Source organism: Pseudomonas sp. M47T1, from assembly GCF_000263855.1.
In the GTDB taxonomy this organism is placed as follows: domain Bacteria; phylum Pseudomonadota; class Gammaproteobacteria; order Pseudomonadales; family Pseudomonadaceae; genus Aquipseudomonas.
Genome location: NZ_AJWX01000008.1, coordinates 72,149 through 85,674, shown reverse-complemented (window position 1 = coordinate 85,674; position 13,526 = coordinate 72,149). Strand labels below are relative to the sequence as shown.

The window sequence follows — 13,526 nt, the reverse complement described above, 5'->3', positions numbered from 1 at the left end:
CGCAAAGCCCTTGTAGGAGCAAACCGTGTCCGCGAACCAAACACCGCGCAGTGCCAGGCACACTGCGGTGCCTGCTTCGCGGACACAGTCCGCTGCTACCGGGTGATCGCTCACGCTTTCGACGTAACTCAGGACGTTGCCATGTCCCTTTATCGCTACCTCTTCGCCTTCTTCCTGCTGCTGCCCCTGGCCGCCCACGCCAGTGATGCCGACGACTTTGTCGCCGCCAGTTCCGCGCAGCAGGCCCAATTGCTGGAAACCTGGGCTGCCGAGCCCGTGCCCGAGCGCCTTGAGCTGCTGGTGGCGCTGCAGGACGGCCGGGTATCCATGGACGCCGACAAGCACGCCGTCATCGAAAAGCCCAACGCCCCCAGCGACGCCACCCTGCGCAAAGTGCGCCTGAACAACCGCCTGCGTGGCCTGGTGGACAACGCCATGGCCAGCCAGCAACTGCTGAACAACGATAAGGCCTTGCGCCTGGCCGCCGCCCAGCAACTGCAGAAAAGCGCCCAGCCCAACCAGCTGAAACTGCTGGACCACGTGGCGGCCGGCGAACAGGACAGCGCCGTCAAGACGGCCCTGGGCCTGGCCCTGGCCAACCTGCAACTGGTGGACCCCGACCCGGCCGTGCGCCTGGCTGCCGTGCGCCTGCTGGGTGAAACCGGCGAGCCCCTAGCCCGCACCCGCCTGGAAAACCTGCTGCAACCGGATGTGGAAAAAGACCCCGGCGTGCGCACCGCCGCCGAGACCAGCCTGGTGCAGGTGAAACGCAAGCTGATGATTGGCGACCTGCTGGGCCAGGCCTTCAGCGGCATGTCCCTGGGCTCGATCCTGCTGCTGGCGGCCCTGGGCCTGGCCATCACCTTCGGCCTGCTCGGGGTGATCAACATGGCCCACGGCGAGATGCTGATGATCGGCGCCTACTCCACCTATGTGGTGCAGCTCCTGTTCCAGCGCCTGGCCCCCGGCGCCATTGAGTTCTACCCGCTGGTGGCGCTGCCAGTGGCGTTCTTCGTCACCGCCTGCATCGGCATGGCGCTTGAGCGCACGATCATCCGCCACCTGTATGGCCGCCCGCTGGAAACCCTGCTGGCCACCTGGGGCATCAGCCTGATGCTGATCCAGGCCGTGCGCCTGATGTTCGGCGCGCAGAACGTCGAGGTGGCCAACCCCGAATGGCTGAGCGGCGGCATTCAGGTGCTGCCCAACCTGGTGCTGCCGTACAACCGCATTGTCATCATTGCCTTCGCCTTGTTCGTGGTGGTGCTGACCTGGCTGCTGCTGAACAAGACCCGCCTGGGCCTGAACGTGCGCGCCGTTACCCAGAACCGCAACATGGCCGCCTGCTGCGGCGTGCCCACCGGGCGCATCGACATGCTCGCCTTCGGCCTGGGTTCGGGCATCGCCGGCCTGGGCGGCGTGGCCCTGAGCCAGATCGGCAACGTGGGCCCCGAGCTGGGCCAGGGCTACATCATCGACTCGTTCCTGGTGGTGGTACTGGGCGGTGTGGGCCAACTGGCCGGCAGCGTCTCGGCGGCCTTTGGGCTGGGCATCGCCAACAAGATCCTTGAACCACAGATTGGCGCGGTGCTGGGCAAGATCCTCATCCTGGCGCTGATCATTCTGTTTATCCAGAAACGTCCGCAGGGCCTCTTTGCATTGAAAGGACGGGTGATCGACTGATGAACCAACCCCTGATGGTAACCGCCGCGCAGAAAGCCGGCCCCAAGGCCACCATCGCCATCGGTGCGCTGGTGGTGCTGGTACTGGTGGCCCTGGCGCTGATGTCGCTGCTGCCCGAAAGCAACAGCCTGCAAGTGTCGGCCTATACCCTGACGCTGGTGGGCAAAATCCTTTGCTACGCCATTGTTGCCCTGGCCCTGGACCTTGTGTGGGGCTACGCCGGCCTGCTGTCCCTGGGCCACGGCCTGTTCTTCGCCCTGGGTGGCTACGCCATGGGCATGTACCTGATGCGTGAGTCGGCCGGCGATGGCCTGCCGGCGTTCATGACCTTCCTGTCGTGGACCGAGCTGCCGTGGTACTGGGCCGGCACCCAGCACTTCCTGTGGGCCATGTGCCTGGTGGTGCTGGCGCCGGGGCTGCTGGCGCTGGTATTCGGCTTCTTCGCCTTCCGCTCGCGGATCAAGGGCGTGTACTTCTCGATCATGACCCAGGCCCTGACCTTCGCCGGCATGCTGCTGTTCTTCCGCAACGAGACCGGCTTTGGCGGCAACAACGGCTTCACCAACTTCCGCAGCATCCTGGGTTTCAACATCACTTCCCAGGGCACCCGCGCAGTGTTGTTCCTGCTGACCGTGGCCTTGCTGGTGGGCAGCCTGCTGCTGGGCTGGCGCCTGGCGCAAAGCAAGTTCGGCCGGGTGCTGACCGCGCTGCGTGATGCGGAAAACCGCCTGATGTTCTGTGGCTACGACCCTCGCGGTTTCAAGCTGTTCATCTGGGTGTTGAGCGCCGTGCTGTGCGGCCTGGCAGGAGCCCTGTACGTGCCACAGGTAGGCATCATCAACCCAAGCGAAATGTCGCCTACCAACTCCATCGAAGCCGCCGTGTGGGTGGCCTTGGGCGGCCGCGGCACGCTGATCGGCCCGCTGCTGGGCGCAGGCCTGGTCAACGGCATGAAGAGCTGGTTCACCGTGGCCTTCCCTGAATACTGGCTGTTCTTCCTGGGCGCGCTGTTCATCATCGTCACCCTGTACCTGCCCAAGGGCGTCATTGGCCTGATCAAAAAAAGGGGCGAACAATGAAGACCACGCCTACTCCCGAATTCATGCTCCAACCCATCCTTGAACCCAACCGCGACGCTGGCACCAGCCGTGACGCCATCGGCCTGGGCCAACGGGTGGACGGTGCGCTGAGCGCGCGCCACGGCACCATCCTGACCCTGGAAGACATCAGCGTCAGCTTCGATGGCTTCAAGGCGCTGAACAACCTCAACTTGTACATCGGCGTCGGCGAGTTGCGTTGCATCATCGGCCCCAACGGCGCGGGCAAGACCACGCTGATGGACGTGATCACCGGCAAGACCCGTCCCAGCCACGGCAAGGCCTGGTTCGGCGAAACCCTGGACCTGACCCGCATGAGCGAGGTGGATATCGCCCAGGCCGGCATCGGCCGCAAGTTCCAGAAGCCCACGGTATTCGAGGCACTGAGCGTGTTCGAGAACCTGGAGCTGGCGCAAAAGACCGACAAGTCGGTGTGGGCCAGCCTGCGCGCGCGGCTCAACGGTGAACAGAAAGACCGTATCGACGAGGTACTGAACACCATTCGCCTGACCACCTCGGTGCACCGCCCGGCGGGATTGCTGTCCCACGGCCAGAAGCAGTTCCTGGAGATCGGCATGCTGCTGGTGCAGGACCCGCAGCTGTTGCTGCTGGACGAACCGGTGGCGGGCATGACCGATGCCGAGACCGAGTTCACTGCCGAGCTGTTCAAGAGCCTGGCCGGCAAGCACTCGCTGATGGTGGTGGAGCATGACATGGGCTTTGTCGACACCATCGCCGACTACGTGACCGTGCTGCACCAGGGCAGCGTGCTGGCCGAAGGGTCGCTGCAGCAGGTGCAGGCGGACGAGCGCGTGATCGAGGTTTATCTGGGGCGCTAGCCTCTAGGGCCGCTTCGCGGGCAGAGCCCGCTCCCACAAGGTTCATGGCCAGCCCAACCTTTGTGGGAGCGGGCTCTGCCCGCGAAGCGGCCGCCACAGACAGGAATAATAAACCATGCTCCAGGTCGAAAAGCTTCACCAGTACTACGGCGGCAGCCACATCCTGCGCGGCCTGTCCTTTGATGTGAAAGTGGGCGAAGTCACCTGCCTGCTAGGCCGCAATGGCGTGGGCAAAACCACCTTGCTCAAATGCCTGATGGGCCTGATCCCCTCCAAGGAAGGCAACGTGCAATGGGAAGGCAAGCCCATCACCACCTTCAAGCCGCACCAGCGCGTGCACGCCGGCATCGCCTACGTGCCCCAGGGCCGCGAGATATTTGGCCGTCTGAGCGTGGAAGAAAACCTGCTGATGGGCCTGTCACGGTTCGGCGCCAGCGAGGCAAAGGAAGTACCGGCATTCATCTACGAGCTGTTTCCGGTGCTGCTGCAAATGAAACACCGGCGCGGCGGCGACTTGTCCGGCGGTCAACAACAACAGCTGGCCATCGGCCGGGCATTGGCCAGCCGCCCGCGCCTGCTGATTCTCGATGAACCTACCGAAGGCATCCAGCCGTCGGTGATCAAGGAAATCGGCGCGGTGATCAAGAAGCTCGCGGCCCGTGGCGACATGGCGATCCTGCTGGTGGAGCAGTTCTACGACTTTGCCGCGGAGCTGGCCGACCAGTACCTGGTGATGTCGCGCGGTGAAATCGTGCAGCAGGGCCGAGGTGAAAATATGGAGGCCGAGGGTGTACGCGGCCTGGTAACCATTTAATCTGCACGCAAACCAATAACGAACACGCCTATGAACCTGCCCGTTTCCAACGCGCTGTACGCGCCCAGCTGGCACGCCGAGCTTGAGCTGGGGTATGGCCGTTTCGGCGACACCACACGCCCCACCCTGCGCCGCCACCTGGGGCCGCTGCGGGTGCAGAAGCACCTGTACGCCGAAGGCCCCGAAGTGTGCCAGCACATCATCGTGCACCCGCCAGGCGGCATCGCCGGCGGCGACCGCCTGGACATCAATGTGAACGTGGGCGCCGATGCCTGGGCGCAGCTGACCAGCCCCGGCGCGGCTAAGTGGTACCGCGCTGCCGGCCCCGCCTATCAGACCTTGAACTTGAGTGTGGCCCCGGGCGCGACCTTGGAGTGGATGCCGCAGGAAACCATCGTCTACAGCGCGGCCCAGGCTGAATTACAGACCCATATCGAGCTGCAAGGCGACGCCCGCCTGGTGTACTGGGACATGGTAGCCCTGGGACGCCCGGCTGCCGACGAGCGCTTCGCCCGCGGATATTTCCAGAGTCATCTGGACATCCGCCGCGATGGCGAACTGCTGTGGCATGAGCGCCAGCGCGTGGTCGGTGATGATGGACTGCTGGACTCGCCCATGGGCCTGGATGGCCACACGGTGTTTGCCACTTTGCTGGTGACGGCGGATATCAGCCCCGAACTGCTGGAGCAATGCCGAGGGTTCAAAGGCAAGGTACGGGGCGACCTGAGCCAACTTCCAGGCCTGCTGGTGGCCCGCTGCCTGGCCCATGAAGGCCTGCATGCCCGGGACTGGCTGATCGGCCTGTGGAAACTATTGCGCCCCGAAGCGCTGGGCAAAGAAGCGCTGCCCCCTAGAATCTGGAGCACCTGAGTGCCTTGTAGCCACAGCCTTCGGCAACGGCTACAGATCGAACACGCCTGATTTTTTGTTACTGCCCACGAATGGACACACCATGGACCTGACACCCCGCGAAAAAGACAAAATGCTCATCTTCACCGCAGGCCTCGTGGCCGAGCGCCGCCTGGCGCGAGGCGTGAAGCTGAACTACCCGGAAGCCATGGCCTACATCTCGGCGGCCTTGTTGGAAGGTGCCCGTGACGGCCAGACCGTGGCCCAGTTGATGCACTACGGCACCACCTTGCTCAACCGTGAACAGGTGATGGAAGGCATCCCGGAAATGATCCCCGAGATCCAAGTGGAAGCCACCTTCCCGGATGGGACCAAACTGGTCACTGTCCATCAACCCATCGCCTGAGGCCTGCCATGACTTTTCGCGTTCGCGACGCCGTGCATGCCGACCTGCCGGCCATCCGCGATATCTACAACGACGCCGTGCTCAACACCACGGCTATCTGGAACGAGCAACCGGTAGACCTGGGCAACCGCCAGGCCTGGTACAGCGCGCGCCAGTCCCAGCGCTACCCGATTCTGGTGGCCGTGGACGCCAACGAGGCTGTGCTGGGCTACGCTTCATTTGGTGACTGGCGTCCTTTCCAAGGCTTCCGCCAGACCGTCGAACATTCGGTCTACGTACGCAACGATCAACAAGGCAAGGGCCTGGGGCCCGCACTGATGAACGCCTTGATCGAACGCGCACGCGGCTGCAACAAACACGTGATGGTGGCCGCCATCGAGAGTGGCAACGCGGCCTCGATCCGTCTGCACGAGCGACTCGGTTTCACGATCACGGGGCAGATGCCGCAAGTGGGCAGCAAGTTCGGTCGCTGGCTGGACCTGACCTTCATGCAACTGATCCTGAACCCGGGCGCCGAACCTTCCCCGACTCCCGTGGAGTAAGCCGCCATGAATGCCGCCCAGTTGCGTCGCGTCACCGTTGAAAGCTTTGCTCACTACCGCCAGGGCCTGGTCGAGTTGCTAGTGGACTCGGTCAAGCAGGGCGCCTCGATCGGTTTTCTCGCCGACCTGGACGCCCATGACGCCAACAGCTATTTCGATGAAGTGAAAAACCGCATCGCCATCAACGATCTGGTGCTCTGGGTGGTGGTACGTGACGAACAGGTCATGGCCAGCGCGCAATTGGTGTTCTGCAAGCGCGTCAACGGCCTGAACCGCGCCGAGGTGCAAAAGCTGATGGTGCGCTCTGACGCCCAGCGCCGCGGCATGGGCCAGCAACTGATGCAGGCCGTGGAAATCGCGGCCCGCCAGTACCACCGCGGCCTGCTGCACCTGGACACCGAGGCCGGCTCGCCCGCCGAGGCGTTCTACCTGTCCCAGGGGTACAAGCGCGCGGGGCAGATCCCCGGCTTTGCCTGCCGTCCGGACGGCGAATACACCGCCACGGCGTTTTTCTACAAGACTCTTTGAGGAGGCCTGAATGATTCCTGGCCAGTACCAGATCCAACCCGGCGACATCGAACTCAACGTAGGCCGCCGCACCCTCAGCCTGACAGTGGCCAACAGCGGCGACCGGCCCATCCAGGTGGGTTCGCACTATCACTTTTTCGAAACCAATGACGCGCTCACCTTCGACCGCGCCGCCAGCCGGGGCATGCGCCTGAACATTCCGGCCGGCACCGCGGTGCGCTTCGAACCGGGCCAGAGCCGCGAAGTCGAGCTGGTGGACCTGGCCGGCAAGCGCCGCGTGTTCGGCTTCGCCGGCCGCATCATGGGCGACCTTTGAGGCCCAGCTGCAAGCTTTTAGCTATAAGCCGCAAGAGAAAAACTGCGGCGTATCGAACCATTATGTAGCACTGCTACTTGAAGCTTGCAGCTTAAAGCTTGCAGCTTCCGCATGAGGATTCTGGATGAAAATCAGTCGTCAAGCTTACGCGGACATGTTCGGCCCAACCGTGGGCGACAAGGTGCGCCTGGCCGACACCGACCTGTGGATCGAAGTGGAAAAAGACTTCACCACCTACGGCGAAGAAGTGAAATTCGGCGGCGGCAAAGTGATCCGCGACGGCATGGGCCAGGGCCAGTTGCTGGCCGCCGACGTGGTCGACACCCTGATCACCAACGCCCTCATCATCGACCACTGGGGCATCGTCAAGGCCGACGTGGGCCTGAAGGACGGCCGTATCGCCGCTATCGGCAAAGCCGGCAACCCGGACATCCAGCCGGACGTGACCATCGCCATCGGCGCCAGCACCGAGGTGATCGCCGGTGAAGGCATGATCCTCACCGCTGGCGGTATCGACACCCACATCCACTTCATCTGCCCGCAGCAGATCGAAGAAGCATTGATGAGCGGCGTCACTACCATGATCGGCGGCGGCACGGGGCCGGCCACCGGTACCAATGCCACCACCTGTACCTCCGGGCCGTGGCACATGGCGCGCATGCTGCAGGCGGCCGACTCGTTCCCGATGAACATCGGCTTCACCGGCAAGGGCAATGCCAGCCTGCCTGAGCCGCTGATCGAACAGGTCAAGGCCGGTGCTATCGGGCTCAAGCTGCACGAGGACTGGGGCACCACCCCGGCCGCCATCGACAACTGCCTGAGCGTGGCCGACCAATACGACGTGCAGGTGGCCATCCACTCCGACACCCTCAACGAGTCGGGCTTCGTGGAAACCACCCTGGCGGCGTTCAAGGGCCGCACCATCCACACCTACCACACCGAAGGCGCCGGCGGCGGCCACGCCCCGGACATCATCAAGGCCTGCGGTTTCCCCAACGTACTGCCCAGCTCCACCAACCCGACCCGGCCGTTCACCCGCAACACCATCGACGAACACCTGGACATGCTGATGGTCTGCCATCACCTGGACCCCAGCATCGCCGAGGACGTGGCTTTCGCCGAAAGCCGCATTCGCCGCGAGACCATCGCCGCCGAAGACATCCTGCATGACTTGGGCGCCTTCTCGATGATCAGCTCCGACAGCCAGGCCATGGGCCGCGTGGGGGAAGTGATCACGCGCACCTGGCAAACCGCCGACAAGATGAAGAAACAGCGTGGGCCGCTGACAGAAGACGTTGCCGGCAACGACAACTTTCGCGCCAAGCGCTACATCGCCAAGTACACCATCAACCCGGCCATCACCCATGGCATCAGCCATGAAGTAGGCTCCATCGAGGTTGGCAAGTGGGCCGACCTGGTGCTGTGGCGCCCGGCGTTCTTCGGCGTCAAGCCGACGCTGATTCTCAAGGGCGGCGCCATCGCGGCCAGCTTGATGGGCGACGCCAACGCTTCGATTCCCACCCCGCAGCCGGTGCACTACCGCCCGATGTTCGCCAGCTACGGCGGCTCGCGCCACGCCACCAGCATCACCTTCATCAGCCAGGCAGCGCTGGACGCGGGCGTGCCCGAGCAGTTGGGGTTGAAAAAGCAGATTGGCGTGGTCAAGGGCTGCCGCACGGTGCAGAAGACCGACCTGATCCACAACGGCTACCTGCCCGACATCGACGTCGACCCGCAGACCTACCAGGTCAAGGCCGACGGCGTGCTGTTGTGGTGCGAACCGGCGGAAACGCTGCCGATGGCGCAGCGGTATTTCCTGTTCTAGGCACCGTCCCTGTGGGAGCTGGCTTAACAGCGAGTCTTTAGGGCGTCAGAGCGCGCTGGCAAGCCTGCTCCCACAGTTGTCCACAGCATCAGCCCTGCACGTAGCGCCCCAGGCGCTGGCGCAGGCGCGCGTTTTCGGCGCGCAGGTCCTGCACCTCCTCCAGCAACTCCAGCGCCAGGGCCACGCCCTCCCACTCCAGTTCCAGGTCGCGGTGCAGCTTGGCCGCCCTGCGTGCAATCAGCGGGGAAAAGTCGTCGAACAACCATTCCTCCGGGGACCGTCCCGTGGGTTCCACTATGCCGTGCTCGACGATTTCAATCACATAGGCCACCGACATCTCGGTGGCCTGACAGAACGCTTGCATGTCCAGTTGAACGTACCGGGACGTTTCCATGATCAGCGACTCCAGTTGGCTCGGGGGTCGAATGCCGCCTTCTCCGACAGGGTTTTCCACAGCGCTTGCGTGGCTTCGTCGGCGTGCGCAGGCATCACCACTTTCAATTGTGCGTAGAGATCACCACGCTGGCCCTGCTTGTCCGAAAGGCCGTTACCCTTGACTCGCAGGCGTTGGCCGCTTTGGCTGTCGGGGCGAATGGTGAGGTTGATGCGCCCGGTCAGGGTCGGCACCGCCACCTTGGTACCCAGCGCCGCTTCCCACGGGGCCAGCGGCACGGTGATGATCAGGTCATGGTCTTCTACATCGAACATCGGGTGCGGTGCGAACCGCACAATCAGGTACAGGTCGCCATTCGCGCCGCCGCCCACGCCCGGCGCACCCTGGCCCTTGAGGCGAATGCGCTCGCCATCGGTGACGCCGGCCGGGATCTTGACGTTGAGGGTCTTGGTGGTAGTGCCGGTCTGCTGGCCCGCAGCGTTGTACTGCGGTACCTGAAAGCTGATCTGCTTCGACTCGGTAGCCAGGGTTTCCTCAAGGAAAATTGCCAGTTCCATTTCCACGTCTTGTCCTCGCCTCCCGGCGCTGCGTTGCTGGCCGCGGCCAAAAGGGTTGCCGTCGCCGCCACGCCCGGCCGAGCCGAAGATGGAGCTGAAAAAATCGGAGAAATCGCCACCACTTTCCTCGAAACCACCACCACCGCGGCCCTGCCAGCCTGGCGGGCCTTGGAACGGACGACCGTGCTGGCCGTATTTGCGAATCTCGTCGTACTCGGCGCGTTTTTCCGCGTTGCTCAGTGCTTCATAGGCCTCGGAGGCCTCTTTGAATTTGTCCTCGGCGTCCTTTTCCTTGCTCACGTCGGGGTGATATTTGCGCGCCAGCTTGCGGTAGGCAGTCTTGATCGCCTTCTCATCCGCCGTTGGCTCAACGCCCAATATCTTGTAGTAGTCTTTGAAGTCCATCGAAGGATCACCATCCGTTTATCGGGATCGCGCGGTCTGCCCCACTCAGTGTAGAGACTCGGCGATGCGCTGGAAGTTTATCGACTGTCGGCAGGCTTTGTTGAAGTACCGCGGCGCAGTCGTAGGCAATGGCTACAAGATTGGGGGGCAAGGCGCAGGTTTCAAGGTACGACCGTGCGGCAATTAAACGCTGCTTGGCCTTGATTCTGGCCACCACTGGCATACACTGCGCGGCCGTTTTTTGCACAGAATCCGGCAACGACATGAACAACCAAAACCCGGCCCGCGCCTGCGGCATCGACTTCGGCACCTCCAACTCCACCGTTGGCTGGCACCGACCGGATGCCGAAACCCTGATTGCGCTGGAAGACGGCAAGATCACCCTGCCGTCGGTGGTGTTCTTCAACATCGAGGAACGCCGCCCTGTGTACGGCCGCCTGGCACTGCACGAGTACCTGGAAGGCTACGAAGGCCGCCTGATGCGCTCGCTCAAGAGCCTGCTGGGTTCCAAGCTGATCAAGCACGACACCAGTGTGCTGGGCACTGCCCTGCCGTTCAAAGACCTGCTGGGCATGTTCATCGGCGAGCTGAAGAAGCGCGCTGAAACCAACGCCGGCCGCCCGTTCGACGAGGTGGTGCTGGGCCGTCCGGTGCATTTCGTCGACGACGACAAGGCCGCCGACCAGGAAGCTCAGGACACCCTGGAAGAAGTGGCGAGGAAAATCGGCTTCAAAGACGTGTCGTTCCAGTTCGAGCCCATCGCCGCGGCCTTCGACTATGAGTCCACCATCCAACGCGAAGAGCTGGTGCTGATTGTCGACATCGGCGGTGGTACCTCCGACTTCTCGCTGATTCGCCTGGCGCCCGAGCGCCACAACATCGACGACCGCCACAGCGACATCTTGGCGACCGGCGGCGTGCACATTGGCGGTACCGACTTCGACAAGCAGTTGAGCCTGCAAGGCGTGATGCCGCTGTTCGGCTACGGCAGCCGCATGAAAAGTGGTGCGTTCATGCCCACCAGCCACCACATGAACCTGGCCACCTGGCACACCATCAATTCGGTGTACTCGCAGAAATCCCAGCTGGCCTTGGGCAGCATGCGCTACGACATCGAAGACACCGGCGGCATCGACCGCCTGTTCAAGCTGATCGACCAACGCGCCGGCCACTGGCTGGCCATGGAAGTGGAAGAGACCAAGATTCAGCTGACCCAGGCCGAGAATCGCCTGGTGCCACTGGACCGCATTGAGCCCGGCCTGAGCGTGGACATGACGCGTGTGCTGTTCGAAAGCGCCATCGACAACCTGCTTGAGCGCGTGCGTGGCAGCGTCACCCAACTGCTGGGCGATGCCGGTGTGGGCGTGGAGCAGGTCGACACGGTGTTCTTCACCGGCGGTTCCAGCGGCATCCCGGCGCTGCGCAACAGCGTGGCGGCGATGCTGCCAAATGCGCGGCACGTGGAAGGCAACATCTTCGGCAGCATCGGCAGCGGCCTGGCCATTGAAGCGCGCAAGCGTTACGGCTAACCCTGCATACGCCCCTCCCGGAGCTGCCGCAGGCTGCGAAGGCCGTGCGGATCTTTTCGCAGCCCGCGGCAACTGCTGCACAATCAACATCAGGCGCCGAGTTGTTACACCAGTTCGGCGCGGCGCAGCTCGCTTTTCAAGTACGCATAGTAGATCGGCCCGGCCACCACGCCGGGCAGGCCGAAGGCTGCCTCGAATATCAGCATCGCCAACAGTAATTCCCACGACTTGGCCCTGATCTGCCCGCCCACGATGCGCGCATTGAGGAAGTATTCCAGCTTGTGGATAAGTATCAGCCAGCCCAGCGCCGCCCCCGCCACCCAGATGGACACCGATAGCGCGATCACCGTGATCAGCGCGTTGGAGATCAGGTTGCCGATCACCGGCAGCAGGCCAAGGATGAAGGTCAGCACCACCATGGTCTTGTGCAGCGGCAACTTGATCCCGCATAACGGCAAGATCACCAGCAGAAACACCGAGGTAAATAGGGTGTTAAGCGCCGCGATCTTGATCTGCGCAAAAACAATGTTGCGGAAGGCCTGTACCAGCAAGGTCAAGCGTTGCAGCAACTCCCCGGCCAGCGGCTTGTGCGGGGCATCCGCCGGCACTCGGTTAAGCGCAACAATCGCACCCAGCACCATGCCGATCAGCAAGGTCACGAAGGTTCGTACCGCGTCCTTGCCCACCAGTTGCAACTCAGCCAAATGCTTGCTGACCCAGTCACTGATGGCCGAGCGGAACTCGCCGACATTGGCAGGCAGGTAGGCATCGATGGACGGCGGCAACTGGCCACGCGCGCGGTTGAGCACGCCCATGAACTTGTCCAGGAAGGCCCCGGGATTTTCGGCTTCATGCATGAGGAAACTGATGGCCAGGGCGAAGATCACCGCCAGCAGGCTGACAATCAGGGTACCCAGCAGGGCAACCGCCACCCAGCGGGCCCGGGGGCCGGAAATCAGGTGCTCAAGCTTGGGGGTCAGCATGTTGACCAGTTCATACACCAGAAGCCCCGCCAGCAGGCTGGGCAGCAGGCGCAGGGGCATTACCGCAAGCAGGCCACCGAAGACGATGATCAGACTGGCCCATAACACGTGACGCTGGGAAAACGTTGGCATACAGCCTCGAACACGTACGACATGGAAGGACTGGGCAGTCTGCCAGCCTTCGCCCGGCAGGGCCAGACCGTTTGATCCGCCGCCGACTCGCCGCCGATTGTAGCCGCTGCCACCAGGCTGCGCTGGCCCGTGGGTACACTGAAGATCTTCAGTGCATGACAGGGCCCGCGCAGCCTGGCAGCGGCGGCTACAAGACCGCGATCAGCGGGGTTATTTCTTCAGGCAGGTGCTCATGAAGGTCTTGCGCGCATCGCCAGCCAGGTTCTGGGTTTTGGCCGATGCATTGCAGGTGGTCATTTTCTGCTGCTGCGGCGTCAGGCTCTTGGTGGTCGCCGCTGGCGTGGCCTTGAGGCAGGTGCTCATGTAGGTCTTGCGCTCGTCGCCCTTGAGGCTCTTGGCGGTGGCGTCGGCATTGCACGTGGTCATCTTGTTCTGTTGCGCGGTGGCAGCGAAGCCTTGCGAGCACAGCAGCAGGCCGAGCACCAGCAGGGGCGCGTGGAGCATCTTCATGGAGTTTTCTCCTGGTTGCCGCGCTGAGCCGCGCAGCCTCGTCCTGAAGTGTAGACAAACTTTGTCACACGCCTGCGCCACACGGGTTGTCGGTTTTCAACGATCCCTTGGCCGGTT

The 13,526-nt window shown here is 63.2% G+C and carries 15 protein-coding genes; 11 read left to right on the top strand and 4 right to left on the bottom strand.

Going from position 1 to position 13,526, the window contains the following annotated elements:
• Positions 1-141: 141 nt before the first annotated feature.
• The 10 genes from urtB to ureC all read left to right on the top strand — a co-directional run bounded on the left by urtB (position 142) and on the right by ureC (position 8,899).
• Complete coding sequence (urtB, locus tag PMM47T1_RS11210) at positions 142-1,683, top strand: urea ABC transporter permease subunit UrtB (protein WP_008368665.1); 1,542 nt, start codon at positions 142-144, stop codon at positions 1,681-1,683.
• Positions 1,683-2,762, top strand: a complete 1,080-nt coding sequence (gene urtC / locus PMM47T1_RS11205) for an urea ABC transporter permease subunit UrtC (protein ID WP_008368662.1) — start codon at positions 1,683-1,685, stop codon at positions 2,760-2,762. Before urtB ends, urtC begins: the two co-directional genes overlap by 1 nt.
• Complete coding sequence (gene urtD, locus PMM47T1_RS11200; RefSeq protein WP_008368660.1) at positions 2,759-3,619, top strand: urea ABC transporter ATP-binding protein UrtD; 861 nt, start codon at positions 2,759-2,761, stop codon at positions 3,617-3,619. Before urtC ends, urtD begins: the two co-directional genes overlap by 4 nt.
• Positions 3,620-3,734: 115 nt before the next feature.
• Positions 3,735-4,433, top strand: a complete 699-nt coding sequence (gene urtE / locus PMM47T1_RS11195; RefSeq protein WP_008368658.1) for an urea ABC transporter ATP-binding subunit UrtE — start codon at positions 3,735-3,737, stop codon at positions 4,431-4,433.
• Positions 4,434-4,463: 30 nt separating this feature from the next.
• On the top strand, positions 4,464-5,303 hold the full coding sequence (locus tag PMM47T1_RS11190) for an urease accessory protein UreD (RefSeq protein ID WP_008368656.1): 840 nt from the start codon (positions 4,464-4,466) through the stop codon (positions 5,301-5,303).
• A gap of 82 nt (positions 5,304-5,385) precedes the next feature.
• A complete protein-coding gene (locus PMM47T1_RS11185) occupies positions 5,386-5,688 on the top strand; it encodes an urease subunit gamma (RefSeq protein WP_008368654.1) in 303 nt (100 codons plus the stop codon).
• An 8-nt stretch (positions 5,689-5,696) separates the two neighbouring features.
• Positions 5,697-6,230 carry a GNAT family N-acetyltransferase gene (locus tag PMM47T1_RS11180; protein ID WP_008368652.1) on the top strand — a complete coding sequence of 178 codons (534 nt, stop codon included), beginning with the start codon at positions 5,697-5,699 and terminating at the stop codon, positions 6,228-6,230.
• Positions 6,231-6,236: 6 nt separating this feature from the next.
• On the top strand, positions 6,237-6,758 hold the full coding sequence (locus PMM47T1_RS11175) for a GNAT family N-acetyltransferase (RefSeq protein WP_008368650.1): 522 nt from the start codon (positions 6,237-6,239) through the stop codon (positions 6,756-6,758).
• A gap of 10 nt (positions 6,759-6,768) precedes the next feature.
• Entirely contained in the window at positions 6,769-7,074 is a 306-nt protein-coding gene (locus PMM47T1_RS11170) for an urease subunit beta (RefSeq protein WP_008368648.1), read from the top strand.
• A 124-nt stretch (positions 7,075-7,198) separates the two neighbouring features.
• Positions 7,199-8,899, top strand: coding sequence for an urease subunit alpha (gene ureC, locus PMM47T1_RS11165; RefSeq protein WP_008368646.1), 1,701 nt, complete (start codon positions 7,199-7,201; stop codon positions 8,897-8,899).
• Positions 8,900-8,987: 88 nt separating this feature from the next.
• Here ureC and PMM47T1_RS11160 read toward each other — a convergent pair whose 3' ends face one another.
• Both PMM47T1_RS11160 and cbpA read right to left on the bottom strand, forming a co-directional pair.
• Entirely contained in the window at positions 8,988-9,293 is a 306-nt protein-coding gene (locus PMM47T1_RS11160) for a chaperone modulator CbpM (RefSeq protein ID WP_008368643.1), read from the bottom strand.
• Positions 9,294-9,295: 2 nt separating this feature from the next.
• A complete protein-coding gene (gene cbpA / locus PMM47T1_RS11155) occupies positions 9,296-10,255 on the bottom strand; it encodes a curved DNA-binding protein (protein ID WP_008368641.1) in 960 nt (319 codons plus the stop codon).
• Between the two features lie 263 nt (positions 10,256-10,518).
• Here cbpA and PMM47T1_RS11150 point away from each other — a divergent pair, with 263 nt between their 5' ends.
• Positions 10,519-11,784, top strand: coding sequence for an Hsp70 family protein (locus PMM47T1_RS11150; protein ID WP_008368639.1), 1,266 nt, complete (start codon positions 10,519-10,521; stop codon positions 11,782-11,784).
• 104 nt (positions 11,785-11,888) lie between these two features.
• Here PMM47T1_RS11150 and PMM47T1_RS11145 read toward each other — a convergent pair whose 3' ends face one another.
• Together PMM47T1_RS11145 and PMM47T1_RS11140 are read right to left on the bottom strand one after the other, a co-directional pair.
• Positions 11,889-12,899: an AI-2E family transporter gene (locus PMM47T1_RS11145; RefSeq protein WP_008368637.1), complete on the bottom strand. Its 1,011-nt coding sequence runs from the start codon at positions 12,897-12,899 to the stop codon at positions 11,889-11,891.
• Positions 12,900-13,109: 210 nt separating this feature from the next.
• A complete protein-coding gene (locus tag PMM47T1_RS11140; protein ID WP_008368635.1) occupies positions 13,110-13,409 on the bottom strand; it encodes a PsiF family protein in 300 nt (99 codons plus the stop codon).
• Positions 13,410-13,526: the final 117 nt, after the last annotated feature.